This is a genomic window from Pseudomonas sp. R1-18 (assembly GCF_051132095.1).
Classification (GTDB): domain Bacteria; phylum Pseudomonadota; class Gammaproteobacteria; order Pseudomonadales; family Pseudomonadaceae; genus Aquipseudomonas.
The window spans coordinates 3,191,415-3,204,949 of record NZ_CP071658.1; the positions used below are offsets into that span (position 1 = coordinate 3,191,415).

At 62.0% G+C, this 13,535-nt stretch carries 14 protein-coding genes; 8 read left to right on the forward strand and 6 right to left on the reverse strand.

Annotation, left to right across the window (positions count from 1 at the left end; translation table 11 throughout):
• The first annotated feature begins 78 nt into the window (after nt 1-78).
• A complete protein-coding gene (locus J3P77_RS14675; RefSeq protein WP_434677332.1) occupies nt 79-699 on the forward strand; it encodes a TetR/AcrR family transcriptional regulator in 621 nt (206 codons plus the stop codon).
• Here the strand turns inward: J3P77_RS14675 and fahA are convergent.
• Both fahA and hmgA read right to left on the reverse strand, forming a co-directional pair.
• Complete coding sequence (gene fahA, locus J3P77_RS14680; protein WP_434677333.1) at nt 696-2,000, reverse strand: fumarylacetoacetase; 1,305 nt, start codon at nt 1,998-2,000, stop codon at nt 696-698. The genes J3P77_RS14675 and fahA overlap by 4 nt on opposite strands.
• The gene (gene hmgA, locus J3P77_RS14685; protein WP_434677334.1) at nt 1,997-3,304 is read right to left on the reverse strand and encodes a homogentisate 1,2-dioxygenase; all 1,308 of its coding nucleotides are present in this window, start codon (nt 3,302-3,304) and stop codon (nt 1,997-1,999) included. The genes fahA and hmgA overlap by 4 nt, the downstream gene beginning before the upstream one ends.
• Nucleotides 3,305-3,431: 127 nt before the next feature.
• On the opposite strand from hmgA, the gene J3P77_RS14690 reads away from it, so the two are divergent.
• Nucleotides 3,432-4,223, forward strand: a complete 792-nt coding sequence (locus J3P77_RS14690; protein ID WP_434677335.1) for an IclR family transcriptional regulator — start codon at nt 3,432-3,434, stop codon at nt 4,221-4,223.
• A 44-nt stretch (nt 4,224-4,267) separates the two neighbouring features.
• Here the strand turns inward: J3P77_RS14690 and J3P77_RS14695 are convergent, their stop codons facing one another.
• Nucleotides 4,268-5,233 (reverse strand): S66 peptidase family protein, encoded by a 966-nt coding sequence (locus J3P77_RS14695; protein ID WP_434677336.1) that lies wholly within the window; start codon nt 5,231-5,233, stop codon nt 4,268-4,270.
• A gap of 222 nt (nt 5,234-5,455) precedes the next feature.
• On the opposite strand from J3P77_RS14695, the gene J3P77_RS14700 reads away from it, so the two are divergent.
• Entirely contained in the window at nt 5,456-6,460 is a 1,005-nt protein-coding gene (locus tag J3P77_RS14700; RefSeq protein WP_434677337.1) for an NADP-dependent oxidoreductase, read from the forward strand.
• A 38-nt stretch (nt 6,461-6,498) separates the two neighbouring features.
• On the opposite strand, the gene pyrF is transcribed toward J3P77_RS14700, so the two are convergent.
• Nucleotides 6,499-7,197 (reverse strand): orotidine-5'-phosphate decarboxylase, encoded by a 699-nt coding sequence (gene pyrF, locus J3P77_RS14705; protein ID WP_434682021.1) that lies wholly within the window; start codon nt 7,195-7,197, stop codon nt 6,499-6,501.
• Between the two features lie 281 nt (nt 7,198-7,478).
• Here pyrF and eat point away from each other — a divergent pair, with 281 nt between their 5' ends.
• Nucleotides 7,479-8,843: an ethanolamine permease gene (gene eat, locus J3P77_RS14710; RefSeq protein WP_434682022.1), complete on the forward strand. Its 1,365-nt coding sequence runs from the start codon at nt 7,479-7,481 to the stop codon at nt 8,841-8,843.
• 109 nt (nt 8,844-8,952) lie between these two features.
• Nucleotides 8,953-9,120, forward strand: coding sequence for a DUF2897 family protein (locus tag J3P77_RS14715; RefSeq protein ID WP_002552826.1), 168 nt, complete (start codon nt 8,953-8,955; stop codon nt 9,118-9,120).
• A 36-nt stretch (nt 9,121-9,156) separates the two neighbouring features.
• On the opposite strand, the gene J3P77_RS14720 is transcribed toward J3P77_RS14715, so the two are convergent.
• Nucleotides 9,157-9,996, reverse strand: coding sequence for a substrate-binding periplasmic protein (locus J3P77_RS14720; RefSeq protein WP_434677338.1), 840 nt, complete (start codon nt 9,994-9,996; stop codon nt 9,157-9,159).
• 238 nt (nt 9,997-10,234) lie between these two features.
• Between J3P77_RS14720 and J3P77_RS14725 the strand changes: the two genes are divergently transcribed.
• Nucleotides 10,235-10,777: an exonuclease domain-containing protein gene (locus J3P77_RS14725; protein ID WP_434677339.1), complete on the forward strand. Its 543-nt coding sequence runs from the start codon at nt 10,235-10,237 to the stop codon at nt 10,775-10,777.
• A 128-nt stretch (nt 10,778-10,905) separates the two neighbouring features.
• A complete protein-coding gene (locus J3P77_RS14730) occupies nt 10,906-11,187 on the forward strand; it encodes a pyrimidine/purine nucleoside phosphorylase (RefSeq protein WP_434677340.1) in 282 nt (93 codons plus the stop codon).
• 68 nt (nt 11,188-11,255) lie between these two features.
• On the opposite strand, the gene J3P77_RS14735 is transcribed toward J3P77_RS14730, so the two are convergent.
• The gene (locus J3P77_RS14735; RefSeq protein ID WP_434677341.1) at nt 11,256-13,052 is read right to left on the reverse strand and encodes an ABC transporter transmembrane domain-containing protein; all 1,797 of its coding nucleotides are present in this window, start codon (nt 13,050-13,052) and stop codon (nt 11,256-11,258) included.
• Nucleotides 13,053-13,342: 290 nt separating this feature from the next.
• Here J3P77_RS14735 and J3P77_RS14740 point away from each other — a divergent pair, with 290 nt between their 5' ends.
• Entirely contained in the window at nt 13,343-13,519 is a 177-nt protein-coding gene (locus J3P77_RS14740; protein ID WP_434677342.1) for a PA1571 family protein, read from the forward strand.
• The last annotated feature ends 16 nt before the right edge of the window (nt 13,520-13,535 follow it).

A 13,535-nucleotide genomic window follows, 5' to 3' on the forward strand; every position in this document is an offset into this window, starting at 1 on the left:
TTTAAGCTTGCATCATCAGCGCCGACAAGTAAACTACCGAGTGTAATTTTCTCTAAACGCACGTTTGAAGCGAGTCCAATGACCACAGCCATGCGCCTTACCGATCAGAAACGCGAAGCCATCGTGATGGCGGCCATCGCCGAGTTTCGCGACCGGGGTTTCGAGATCACCAGCATGGATCGCATTGCGGCGCGGGCCGAGGTCTCCAAACGTACGGTCTATAACCATTTCCCCAGCAAGGAAGAGCTGTTCGCGGAGATCCTGCAGCGGCTTTGGAGCTGCGCGCCGCCATCGGCAGACGCGCCTTATCGCCCCGACTGTACGCTGCGCGAACAACTGCGCGAATTGCTGTGGCAGAAGATGCGCACGCTTAACGACAGCAGTTTTCTGGACCTGGCTCGCGTGGTCGTGGGCGCGACCGTGCACTCCCCGGAGCGCGCGCAGGCGTGGATGGCGCGCATCAATGAGCGCGAAGAGACATTCACGGTATGGATCCGCGCTGCACAGAAAGACCAGCGCCTGAAGCCCATCGACCCCGGCTTTGCGGCCACCCAGATGCACGCTTTGCTCAAGGCGTTCGCCTTCTGGCCGCAGGTGACGTTCAACGCCGAGCTGCTGAGCGCCGAGGAACAGGAAAAAGTGGTGGAATCGACACTCGACATGTTCCTTGGCTGGTACGAAATCCCGGTGGCGTCCTAAGCCGAAGGCGGTGCCGCGCTGACCCGGCCACGGCACTCGCCAAAGCCGATGGACACCTGCCCTTCCCTGTGGCAGCGCGCACGCAGGATCACTTCATCACCGTCTTCGAGAAAACGGCGTTGTTCGCCACTGGGCAGCGCTACCGTCTGTTTGCCACCCTCGGTCATTTCCAGCAGGCTGCCCAGCTGACCGGCCTGTGGCCCCGACAGTGTGCCGGTGCCGAACAGATCGCCGGGTTGCAGTGCGCAACCGTTGACGCTGTGGTGCGCCACCATCTGCGCCACGGTCCAGTACATGTGCAGGCTGTTGCTCAGCGCCAGCCGGTGCGGCGCCATGTTCGCGCTGCGCATCTGTTCGGTCAGGAGCAGCACTTCAAGCTCGATATCCAGCGCGCCGATACGCTGATCGGCGTCATCGAGCAAATACGCCAACGGCTGCGGATCGCCTTCGGGACGCCCGGGTTGAGCGCTGCGAAACGGTTGCAAGGCTTCGGCGGTTATCACCCAGGGTGAAAGGGTGGTGGCGAAGCTCTTGGACAGAAATGGCCCCAGCGGTTGATATTCCCAGGCCTGGATGTCGCGCGCGGACCAGTCGTTGAGCAGGCAGAAACCTGCAACGTGCTGCTGCGCCTGCCCGATGGCAATGGCTTCGCCGCGGGCGTTGCCCGGTCCGATCCAGACGCCAAGCTCCAGTTCATAATCCAGCCGCTTGCACGGACCGAACACTGGCTCCTGCTCGCCAGCCGGCAACGTCTGGCCATTGGGCCGCGTGACGGCCGAGCCCGATACGCAAAGCGTCGAAGCCCGGCCGTGGTAGCCGATCGGCACATATTTGTAATTGGGCAGTAGCGGGTTGTCCGGACGAAACAGTTTGCCGACGTTCATCGCGTGGTGAATGCCTACATAGAAGTCGGTGTAATCCCCGACCCTTGCCGGGAGGTGCATGCGGCACTCACTCATCGGGTGCAGCAACCCTGCCTGCACGCGCCCGGCGTGCGGGCTGTCCTCATCGAGCAATTGCAGCAGCGCATCGCGCAACGTCTGACGTGCGCCTGCGCCGAGAGCGAAGAAGTCATTGAGCTGCTCGCGGGCGGCAACCGAGGCGATATCCCGGGCATTCCCATTCAGCAGATCCGCTTCGATCACCGCTTGCAGGTCGAGAATCATGTCGCCGATAGCCACCCCGCCACGCGGAGTCGAATCGCCGTGACTGAACACGCCCAGCGGCAGGTTCTGCAACGGAAAGTCCGGGTGGCCATTGGCAGACGCCACCCAACTGCGGCGTTGATGAATCGGCTTCATTGTTGCGCTTCCTTGTTGAACGTTCGGGCCATGCCGTTCCAGCAGCCGTCGTAGTCGGCTTGCAGCTCGGGGCACTCAAGGGCATGACGGCTGGCACGCAGCACTTTGCCGGTCTCGAACATGAATGCCATGGTGTTTTCGATCTTGTGTGGTTTGAGGTCGGCAGCCATCGCCTTGACCGCCGTAGCGTTATCCGGCCCGTGAGCGCTCATGCAGTTGTGCAACGAAACGCCGCCTGGTATGAATCCCTCGGCCTTGGCGTCGTATTCGCCCTCGATCAGGCCCATGAACTCGTTCATCAGGTTGCGGTGGAACCACGGCGGTCGAAAGGTGTTTTCCGCCACCATCCAGCGCGGCGGGAAGATCACGAAGTCGACGTTGGCCTGGCCGTGCACTACACCAGGCGAAGTGAGCACGGTGAAGATCGATGGGTCCGGGTGGTCGTAACTGACCGTGCCCAGGGTGTTGAAACGTCGCAGATCATATTTGTACGGCACGTTGTTGCCGTGCCAGGCGACCACATCGAACGGCGAATGAGGCAGTTGCGTCGCCCACAGCTCACCCAGGAATTTTTGGACCAGTTCAACCGGCTCGGTGCTGTCCTCGTACCAGGCCACCGGAGCCAGAAAATCCCGTGGGTTGGCCAATCCGTTGCTGCCGATCGGTCCCAGATCAGGCAAGCGCAACGCACAACCATGGTTTTCGCAGATGTAGCCACGGGCCGTGGCGTCGAGCAGCTCAATGCGGCATTTCATGCCACGCGGCAACACCGCGATCTCCTGCGGGGCCACATCCAGCCGACCCAGCTCGGTAACGATGCGCAGGCGGCCTTGCTGCGGCACGATCAGCCATTCGCCGTCCGCATTGAAAAATGCCCGCCGCATGGACGTGTTGGCGGCATAGACATAAACGCTGACTCCATCCACCTGCTCCGCCGCGGAGGTCGCGGCGAGCGCCACCAGACCATCGAGCAGATCGGCGGGCTCGGCAGGAACGCTGAAGGCATTCCAGCGCAGGCGGTTGGGTGTGACCGGCCCCTGCTCCATGCCGACAATCTGTCGGCTCATGCGCTGATAGCGAGGATGCGCCGCCGACGGTTGAATCCGGTAGAGCCAGCTGCGCCGCGCTTCGTGGCGTGCCACGGTGAAGGCGGTGCCGGACAACTGTTCGGCATACAGACCCAACGGGTGATTCTGGGGAGAGTTGCGGCCCTGTGGCAGCGCATCGGGCAAGGCTTCACTGCTGAACTGGTTGCCGAACCCGGACTGATAGGCCAAGGGCTCGTGGATTGACTGGCTGGGCATCTCGACCTCTTGTTGTCGTTTGAGGGGCATACCGACAATATTCGTAAACAAATTACGGATAACGTAATTTGAGTTTGGAACCCGGTCAAGCTATAAAGCTCGCCTTTCCTGACACGCGCAATCTGCCATGACCGACGAAATCCACAGCCCTGCCGGTGCCCGCCAGCAGAAGGTCCAGGCCGCCGAAGTAGGCCTGGGCGTCCTCAAGGCTCTCGCCGAACTTGCGCCCTCGACGTCGTTGTCGAGGCTGGCCGAGCATCTGGGCATGCCTGCCAGCAAAGCCCACCGCTATCTGCAGGCGCTGATCGCCAGTGGATTCGCCGAGCAAGACACGGTGACCAATCATTACGGGCTGGGACGTGAAGCCCTGCAGGTCGGCCTTGCCGCACTCGGCAAGCTGGACGTGCTCAAGGTGGCGGCGCCACACCTCGCAGAACTGCGCGACGAGCTCAACCAGACGTGCTTTCTGGCGGTCTGGGGCAACAAAGGTCCCACCGTGGTGTACGTCGAGCCTTCACTGGGAGCAGTGACGCTGGTGACCCAGATCGGCTCGGTTCTGCCGCTGCTTGGCTCTTCTACCGGTCTTGTTTTCGAGAGTTTTTTGGGTGCTGCGCAAACGTCGACGTTGCGCGCCGAAGAAGCCGCTCGCTTCGACGATGCGCAGCGCGATAACGTCGCGCAGCATGTCCGGCAGATCCGCGACGAAGGCGTGCACCAGATCCAGGGATTGCTGATGCCCGGCATCAATGCCGCCTCGGCGCCGTTGTTTGCGATGGGCAGCCAGTTGGTGGGAGTTATAACCGTGGTCGGCTCGGGCGCGGTGCTGACCGATCAGGCTCAGGCGCACGCGGCAAAGCGTTTGCACGCGACCGCGTCGGCAATCACCGAGCGCATGGGCGGCGTGATGCCCGGGCGCTAGCTGCCCGGCTCCACCCCGTTCATATGGACTAAGGCTGCATGCGCTCAGGACTGCGCGGCGGGTGCCACCAGCAGCGTTCGCTCATCGACATCCAGCGTCGCGTGCGTCCCCAGCGGCAACGCCTGATTGAGATCACCATGCCCGACCGGGAGACCGCCCAGCACCGGAATGCCCAGGCCGCTCAGGCGTTCGTTCAGCACATCGGCCGGGCGGATCGAGCCGACCGCGTTGGCAGGCTCGCTGAAATCACCCAGGGCGATGCCCGCCAGCTGCTGAAGAATGCCGCAGTTGAGCAAGTGCGTCAGCAATCGATCAACCCGATAGGCCGCCTCGCCGACGTCCTCGATCAGCAGAATCGCGCCCTTGAGATCCGGCATGAACGGGGTGCCGACGCTGGTGCTCAGAATGCTCAGGTTGCCACCCAGCAGAACCCCTTCCGCCCGCCCGCCGGTTCTGACGCTGACTGTCGACACATCGGCATGAGCGGTGAGCACCACCGGCTCCGCACTCATCAGCACCTGACGCAAGCTGCTGGCGAACAGGCCGCCCCGGCCTAGTTGCGTGGCGACAGGGCCGTGAATGGTCGGCAGCCGGGCGCCGCACCACAGCGCGCCGTGCAGCGCCGTGACGTCGGAAAAACCGGACACCAGTTTGGGATCGCGCCTGACCGCGGCCAGGTCCAGACCCTGAACGATGCGTTGCAAGCCGTATCCGCCGCGGTTGCACAGCACGGCACGAATCTCAGGATCCGCCAGCGCGTGGTTCAGATCGGCCAGACGATCCTCATCGGTGCCGGCGTAGAACGAGTGTCTGCCCAGCGCGTGGGGATAGACCCGTGGTTTGAGCCCCCAGCTCGTGAGTACTTCCACGGCCGCATCAACCCTGGCTGCATCGACCGGACCGGCCGGAGAAACGAGCGCGACGGCGTCACCGGCACGCAGCACCGACGGACGACGTCCGGGTGCATGAGGCTGCGGTGCATGAAGGTTTGGCGGACGGATGGCAGACATAGCGGGACCTGGATTTCGTGATGGGTCAATGTAGAGCACTGACGAAAGCGACTCAAGCCGCAATGTGGCGCCAACATCGGGCGAACCGGCCGTTCATCATTGACCGGTATGCAAACACATTCGCCGCGCCTGTCCGACTTGCCGAGCTGGTCAGTCACGTCTTCAATCAATCCGTCTCCCCTTCGCATCATTCCTTGATTCTTCTCTATTCAGAGGCCTGCCATGACCCGTGTTACCAACCGACGTTTCCTGCTCGCCCGGCGCCCCGTAGGCCACGTTACCCGCGAAGACTTCACCTTTGAGCAAGCATCGGTCGAGGACCTGAGCGACGGGCAAGTCCTGATACGCAACAGCTACCTGTCCCTGGATCCGGCGATGCGGGGCTGGATGAACGAAGGCAAGTCGTACATCGCCCCGGTCGGTCTGGGTGAGGTCATGCGCGCTCTGGGCGTGGGCGAAGTGGTCGAATCGAAACATCCGAACTATGCCGAGGGCGATCATGTGCAGGGCGCCGTCGGCGTGCAGAACTATTTCGCCGGGGAGCCCAAAGGCTTCTACAAAGTGGACCCACAGCTTGCCCCGTTGCCGCTCTACCTTTCCGCACTGGGCATGACCGGCATGACCGCCTACTTTGCGCTGCTGGACGTGGGTGCGCCGAAAAGCGGCGAGACCGTCGTGATCTCAGGCGCGGCCGGTGCGGTCGGCAGCGTCGCCGGGCAGATCGCCAGGCTCAAGGGTTGTCGAGTGGTGGGCATCGCCGGTGGCGAGCAGAAATGCCGGACGCTGACCGACGAACTGGGCTTTGACGCCGTCATCGATTACAAGAACGAAGACGTGCTGGAAGGTTTGAAACGCACGTGCCCCAACGGCGTGAACGTGTATTTCGACAACGTGGGGGGCGACATCCTCGACGCAGTGCTAAGCCGACTGGCGCTGCATGCGCGAGTGGTCATCTGCGGCGCCATTAGCCAGTACAACAACACCACGCCTGTGAAGGGGCCGGCCAACTACCTGTCGTTGCTGGTCAACCGCGCGCGCATGGAAGGCTTCGTCGTGCTCGACCACGCCGCGCGCTTCGCCGCCGCAGGCCAGGAAATCGCCGGCTGGATCGCCGAGGGCAAGCTCAAGAGCCGCGAAGATATCGTCGAAGGCCTGGAAACCTTCCCCGAAACCCTGCACCGGCTGTTCACCGGAGAGAATTTCGGGAAACTGATTCTGAAGGTCTAGCGATGCGATCGCAGGAGCGGACCGCTGCTACAAGCGTTTTACGCCAGGTCGGCGACGACTGCTGCCAGGGCCTTGGCCGGATCGGCGGCCTGGCTGATCGGACGGCCGATCACCAGATAATCGGAACCGGCATCCAGCGCCTGACGCGGGGTCAGAATGCGGCGTTGGTCGTCCTGGGCGCTGCCCGCCGGACGGATGCCCGGGGTGACCAGTTGCAGGGATGGATGGGCGGCCTTCAATGCACGGGCTTCAAGCGCCGAGCACACCAGGCCGTCCATACCGGCCTTTTCAGCCAGTGCGGCCAGACGCAGTACCTGCTCCTGCGGGTCGATATCCAGACCGATGCCGGCCAGATCTTCGCGTTCCATGCTGGTCAGCACGGTGACGCCGATCAACAGGGGCTGTGGACCGCTGCGCTGGTCCAGTACTTCACGACAGGCCGCCATCATGCGCAGGCCACCGGAGCAATGCACGTTGACCATCCACACGCCCATCTCCGCAGCCGCCTTGACCGCCATCGCCGTAGTGTTGGGAATGTCGTGGAATTTGAGGTCCAGGAAAACTTCGAAGCCCTTGTCGCGCAGGGTCTCGACGATGTCCGACGCACAGCTGGTGAACAGCTCCTTGCCGACCTTGACGCGGCACAACTTGGGGTCGAGCTGGTCGGCCAGCCTAAGGGCGGCGTCACGGGTCGGGAAATCCAGGGCGACGATGACAGGAGTCTGGCAGGCGGACATGAGCATGTTCTCAGGTAAGTCGAAATCGGCGCGCATTGTAGCCGAACCTTTCAGCCGACGGGACCCGGTGATCGCTAATTGCGCAAACCGGACTTCGCGCTGCACGCCACAGGCCCACCTCGGCACTTCGCTGCACCAAAGCCGCACAGGCTGGCGCCCGGCCTGGCGCCATCGTTCTCTGTGCGACCTCATCGGCACCATTACGACCCGCCCCGCGGCAATGGCATGCCGTCTGCAAGCCATCCGCAGGATGCTGTTTCGACGACCTCAGGAAGAACATGATGAGCACTCAACTCAAGCCGACACTGGGAACGCTTCATTTGTGGGGAATTGCGGTAGGGCTGGTCATATCCGGCGAATACTTCGGCTGGAGCTACGGCTGGGGTGTTGCCGGAACGCTGGGGTTCATGGTGACCGCTCTGATGGTCGCCACGATGTACACCTGCTTCATTTTCAGCTTTACCGAACTGACGACCGCCATCCCGCACGCCGGCGGCCCATTTGCCTACAGCCGACGCGCTTTCGGTGAAAAAGGCGGTCTGATTGCCGGGATGGCGACGCTGATCGAATTCGTCTTCGCGCCGCCCGCCATCGCTCTGGCCATCGGCGCTTACCTGAACGTGCAGTTTCCGACGCTCGACCCCAAGCACGCCGCCGTCGGCGCGTACATCGTGTTCATGACGCTCAATATTCTGGGAGTCAAACTGGCAGCCACCTTCGAGCTTGTCGTCTGCGTCCTGGCCGTGGCCGAATTGCTGGTATTCATGGGCGTTGTGGCACCGGCGTTCAGCTTCAGCACGTTCGCCCTCAACGGCTGGGCGGGCGCGGACACCTTCGGGCCCGGCGCGATTGCCGGAATGTTCGCGGCAATTCCCTTCGCGATCTGGTTCTTTCTGGCCATCGAAGGTGCGGCGATGGCTGCCGAAGAAGCCAAAGACCCGAAGCGCACGATTCCCAAAGCCTACATCAGCGGCATTCTCACGCTGGTGGTGCTGGCGCTTGGCGTGATGTTGTTCGCCGGTGGCGTGGGCGACTGGCGGACCCTATCCAACATCAATGACCCACTGCCGCAGGCGATGAAAGCGGTTGTAGGAGACAGCTCTGGCTGGCTGCATATGCTGGTCTGGATCGGCCTGTTCGGACTGGTCGCCAGCTTTCACGGGATCATCCTCGGCTACTCGCGGCAGTTCTTCGCGCTGGCCCGCGCCGGTTACCTGCCCGCTTCGCTGGCGCGGCTCTCGCGCTTCCAGACCCCGCACCGGGCCATCATCGCCGGGGGACTGATCGGCATCGCCGCGATCTACAGCGATGGTCTGGTCAACCTCGGCGGCATGACGCTGACAGCAGCGATGATCACCATGGCCGTATTCGGCGCCATCGTGATGTACATCATGAGCATGCTCAGCCTGTTTCGGTTGCGTAAAACCGAACCGGGCCTTGAACGCTCATTCCGCGCTCCGGGCTATCCGGCGGTGCCCGGTATCGCGCTGTTGCTGGCGGTGGTATGCCTGGTGGCGATGGTCTGGTTCAACCCGCTGATCAGCCTGATCTTCCTGATCTTCATGGCCGTCGGATTCGTGTATTTCACACTGACGGCAAGGTCGCGCGCCGCCGCGCCGGCAGACGCGATGCTCACCGGTGTGTGATGTCCGGTGCTTGCTGAAACAGGCGTGGGCACGGGCTTGAAGCGGCGCGTACACTTGAACCATTGGGTGGCGCCGCTGCTCAAACCGGTATCACAACAAGGAGCGCACTATGCCCTGGTATGCCTGGTTAATTCTGCTGGTTGCAATCGGCTCGATCGTCGGCGGTTTGATGATGTTGCGCGATACTGCGAAAAAACTGCCGCTGACCGAAGAACAACTCAAGCGCGTCCATGAGCGCAATGCCGAGATGGACGCCAAGGAAGCCAAGGACCGCTGATTCAGGACAGGCGGCGGCCACGCCGCCTGCTCCCCTTCAACTGCCGGCAGGCGCTAGCGGCTGCGGCAATACTTCGATGTGCAACGGCTGAAAAATTCTGCTCAGCGCACCCTCTTCGCGCAATGTCTGCAAGATCCGGCTGAAATGCCTGGCGTCGATAGGCGCGCCCGGGCGCAGCAATGCGTATTGCCGGTAGGTCTGATCCACCCGATCAGACACCAGAAACTGGCGGGCGTCGTTACGATGGCGGGCGGCGAAGTCGATCAGATAGGAACGTGTAACCGGCGCAACATCAGCACGTCCGCGAACGACCATCATCAGGTTGCTGTCGTGGGAATAGGTCAGCGTCACCTTGAATTTTTCCGCCAGGTACCTGGGGTCGGTATTGAAATCGGCGAAGGCATAGTGATAGCCGCTGAACAGCGCCAGGCGTTTGTCCGACAGATCATCGAAATAATCCTGCTCGCGGCCTTCGGCGCGCCGGGCGACGAACACTTCGGCATCTTCCAGCCCCATGTCGACCTTGTTGTAGGCAATGTCCGCCCAACCCCATTCCGGATTCTCGAAGATCGCCATGTCGATGCGGCCCTGAACGAAGTCCCGATACCGGCGCGGTACTGACGTGGGCACCATAACGAACTGAAAATCCTCCTGCGCGGCATTCAGAGCCTCCACCAGCTTGACCAGCAGCCCACTGTCGTCGCCCTTTTCCGGCCGCACCACGTAGGGAGGGAAATGCACGGCTCCGATTTTCACCACCTGCGCCGCCAGCGCCTGGGAACCGGACCACGCGGAAACGACCAGCAGAGTGCCCAGACAAGCGACGCGTTTCAGACCATTGGCTATCAACAGGTACTTCTTCATACAACACGGCATCGCTTAAAACGCTACACGCTATGCAATTTCCGCAGGATAGACAACTGGCAAAAAGGCTTAGGGCCAGTATTTCGCCATCGCAGCGAGCCCGCAGCCTCTCCAGCGTTCAAGGCACCAATGGCCGGAACCGGGGTCGATGTAGCTGCTGCCTGTCGCTGTCGCACGGGCGCAAGCAGCGGGCGTATCCGGGCGAAAGTGGCTACGCTCCATTCATTCAACGCTCAAAGGAAGCCCAAGAATGCCCCATTGGCTGGTGATTGACCTGGAGGCCACTACCGAGGAAGGCGGGTGGCCGGTCGCGGAAATGGAAGTCATCGAAATCGGCGCGACGCTGGTCAACCAGGACGGCCGCGAGCTGGATCACTTCGAGCGCTTCGTACGGCCGTTACGCAGGCCGCTGCTGACCCAGTTCTGCAAGGAACTGACCCATATCAGCCAGAGCAACATCGATAGCGCGGCGCCCATGACTACCGTCTGGCCACAATTCGAGCGCTGGTTGAGTCATCATCGGACGCGGGTGGTGGGATGGGCCAGCTGGGGTGACTACGACCGTCGACAGCTGCTCGAAGAATGGCGTCAGCACCAATTGGACAGCGCCCTGTCCAGCATGCCGTACGTGAACCTCAAACAGCGTTTCGCCCAGGCGCGGCAATTGCAGCGTCCATTGGGTCTCAATGGCGCGCTGCAACTGGCCGGCATGCAATTCAGCGGGCAGCAGCACCGGGCGCTGGTCGACGCACGCAACACCGCGCGCCTGCTGCCACTGACCCTTCCCGGCTGAACGCCTGCGGTTGAGCGCTTGCGGCAAAAACGGGCAGTGCCGGTCAGTGGCGTAATGCGGGTGACGGAAATGGATGCCTTGGGCATACTGGGCGGCCCCTTTTCAGCCCCTTTATCAAGGAATCATCCATGTTCAAGGTAAACGAGTATTTCGACGGCACCGTCAAATCCATCGCTTTCAGCCAGACCGAAGGTCAAGCCACCATTGGCGTGATGGCCGCTGGCGAATATGAGTTCGGCACTGCGCAGCGCGAAATCATGCACGTGATCTCCGGTGAGCTGGCAGTCCGACTGCCAGGCAGCGAAACCTGGGAAACCTACGCCACCGGCAGCCGCTTCGACGTGCCGGCCAACAGCAAATTCCAGCTCAAGGTCAGCGTCGACACCGCTTATCTGTGTGAATACCGATAAGCCTCTGTTGTCCGCGCTACTCGCCCTGAGCATGTCGCAATCAGGGCGAGTCATCCCGATCTGGCGCGCTACCCGATGTCTGCCGTGCTACCCGCCTTGTCCATCCGCGCATTGAATTGCAGCGCCGCCAGCCTGGCATAGAGCGGGTTGTTGGCGATCAGCTGTGCATGGGTGCCGACCGCTACCAGACGGCCCTGATCGATCACCGCAATGCGATCCGCGTTCTGCACCGTGGCCAGCCGATGGGCGATGACCAGCGTGGTGCGGCCTTTCATCAGATCCGGCAGCGCCTGCTGAATCAGGTGCTCGCTCTGTGCATCCAGCGCGCTGGTCGCCTCATCCAGCAGCAGAATCGGCGCGTCGACCAGCAAAGCCCTGGCAATTGCGAGACGTTGACGCTGGCCACCGGATAGCCCCGCGCCGCCCTCGCCCAGTCTTGTCTGATACCCGTCAGCCATTTGCAGGATGAATTCGTGAGCGTGGGCAATCCGCGCTGCCGCCTCGACCTGCTCGAAGGTCGCGTCCGGGTTGCCATAGCGGATGTTGTCCTCGACGCTGCCAATGAACAGTGCGGGGTTTTGTGCAACCTGCGCAAAACAGCGGCGCAGGTCCTGCGGGTCCAGCTGATCAATCGGCGTGTCGTCCACAAGAATGCGGCCCTGTTGCGGATCGTAAAAACGCAGCAGCAGATCGAACAGTGTCGATTTGCCGGCTCCGGACGGCCCCACCAGCGCGAGTGTTTCGCCGGCTGCAACGGTCAGGGTCAGCTCATCCACGGCGTTATGGTCAGGACGCGAAGCATAGGCAAAGCTGACATCCTCGAAGGTCAGGCGCCCGCTGACACGCGGCGGCAGAGTCACGCGATTATCGCGAGGCGCGGTGATCTCGCTGCGCGCCGCGAGCAGCTCGCTGATCCTCTCGGCCGCCCCCGCCGCCCGCTGCAACTCGCCGATGACCTCGCTCAGGGTGCCGAACGCCATGCCGACAATCAGCGCGTAGAACACAAAGGCTGCCAGCTCGCCGCTGGTGATTGTGCCGTTGATCACATCCATGCCGCCAACCCACAGCATTGCTGCCACCGCGCCCAGAACCAGCACGATCACCAGCGTGATCAGCCACGAGCGCTGCAGAATCCGCTTGCGCGCAGTGTCGAAAGCCTGCTCGGCGGTAGCGGCGAAATGTGCCTTGTCCTGCTGTTGATGGTTATAGGCCTGCACGGTCTTGATCTGCCCGAGCGCCTGCGCCACATAACTGCCCACATCGGCGATGCGGTCCTGGCTCTCCCTGGACAGACTGCGCACCCGGCGACCGAACATCAGGATCGGGGCAATGATCAGCGGCAGAGCGACCACCACTATGCTGGTCAGCTTGGGGTTGGTAATGAACAGCAGCACGATGCCGCCTATCACCATCAGGGCATTGCGCAGAAACATTGACAGCGATGAACCAATCACCGACTGCAGCAGCGTGGTGTCGGCGGTCAGCCGCGACTGGATTTCCGAACTGCGGTTGCTCTCATAAAAACCGGGGTGCAAGTCGATCAGGTGATCGAAGACTTTCTTGCGCAGGTCGGCCACCACCCGCTCGCCAATCCAGGACACCAGATAAAAGCGTGCGAAGGTGCCCAGCGCCAGGCCGACGATCAGCAGCATGAACACTCCGATCGAGCGTTCGAGCAGCTCCGCCGACCGGGTCATGAAACCCTGGTCCACCATCATCCTCACGCCCTGCCCGATGGACAGCGTGATCCCGGCGGTCACGACAAGGGCCAGCAAGGCGCCAAGGGCTTGCCAGCGATAAGGCGAAATGAAGCTCCACGCCAGACGAACCGCCTGGCGCTGCCGACGGGAAAAGACCGAAATCATCAAAAAAGCTACCTGCCTGTCGGTAAATGCTTGAGTCGCCAAGCCTACACCTGTACTCATCTGGAATCTGCGCGCAGATGTTCCGTCTGGACAATGAACTTTCCCAAGCGCAGTCGGGTCAGGTGTTATCGCCCAATGACAGCAGTAAGGTGGAGCGACGTCCTTGGGACGCCCGCTGGTTCCACCGCTTGTCTGTCGGGCTGACTTGCGTACGAGCGGTTGAGAAATGTCACGGCACAGTCATCGAGCGCGGGTAATTTCAAAGTGCACCTGAGGAAAGGAGAAGAACCATGAGCCTGCAAGAGCATAGCAATGCCGTCGAGATCGTTCGGGCCACGCCCAACCTGCCGGTTGGCGGTGCGGTGCTGGATCAGGAAGGACGTGAAATCCTGATCACCGAAGAGATGGTGCAGACCGCTTGCCAAGAGTGCGACAAGCAATGGGTCACCCCTGAAAAACAAAACTGAGTAACTCCGGCTTTTG

What these genes read in the sequence shown, in the direction of transcription:
- J3P77_RS14675 (WP_434677332.1), top strand. Translation starts at nt 79, where the DNA reads ATGACCACAGCCATGCGCCTTACCGATCAGAAACGCGAAGCCATCGTG.
- fahA (WP_434677333.1), bottom strand. Translation starts at nt 2,000, where the DNA reads ATGAAGCCGATTCATCAACGCCGCAGTTGGGTGGCGTCTGCCAATGGC.
- hmgA (WP_434677334.1), bottom strand. Translation starts at nt 3,304, where the DNA reads ATGCCCAGCCAGTCAATCCACGAGCCCTTGGCCTATCAGTCCGGGTTC.
- J3P77_RS14690 (WP_434677335.1), top strand. Translation starts at nt 3,432, where the DNA reads ATGACCGACGAAATCCACAGCCCTGCCGGTGCCCGCCAGCAGAAGGTC.
- J3P77_RS14695 (WP_434677336.1), bottom strand. Translation starts at nt 5,233, where the DNA reads ATGTCTGCCATCCGTCCGCCAAACCTTCATGCACCGCAGCCTCATGCA.
- J3P77_RS14700 (WP_434677337.1), top strand. Translation starts at nt 5,456, where the DNA reads ATGACCCGTGTTACCAACCGACGTTTCCTGCTCGCCCGGCGCCCCGTA.
- pyrF (WP_434682021.1), bottom strand. Translation starts at nt 7,197, where the DNA reads ATGTCCGCCTGCCAGACTCCTGTCATCGTCGCCCTGGATTTCCCGACC.
- eat (WP_434682022.1), top strand. Translation starts at nt 7,479, where the DNA reads ATGAGCACTCAACTCAAGCCGACACTGGGAACGCTTCATTTGTGGGGA.
- J3P77_RS14715 (WP_002552826.1), top strand. Translation starts at nt 8,953, where the DNA reads ATGCCCTGGTATGCCTGGTTAATTCTGCTGGTTGCAATCGGCTCGATC.
- J3P77_RS14720 (WP_434677338.1), bottom strand. Translation starts at nt 9,996, where the DNA reads ATGCCGTGTTGTATGAAGAAGTACCTGTTGATAGCCAATGGTCTGAAA.
- J3P77_RS14725 (WP_434677339.1), top strand. Translation starts at nt 10,235, where the DNA reads ATGCCCCATTGGCTGGTGATTGACCTGGAGGCCACTACCGAGGAAGGC.
- J3P77_RS14730 (WP_434677340.1), top strand. Translation starts at nt 10,906, where the DNA reads ATGTTCAAGGTAAACGAGTATTTCGACGGCACCGTCAAATCCATCGCT.
- J3P77_RS14735 (WP_434677341.1), bottom strand. Translation starts at nt 13,052, where the DNA reads ATGATTTCGGTCTTTTCCCGTCGGCAGCGCCAGGCGGTTCGTCTGGCG.
- J3P77_RS14740 (WP_434677342.1), top strand. Translation starts at nt 13,343, where the DNA reads ATGAGCCTGCAAGAGCATAGCAATGCCGTCGAGATCGTTCGGGCCACG.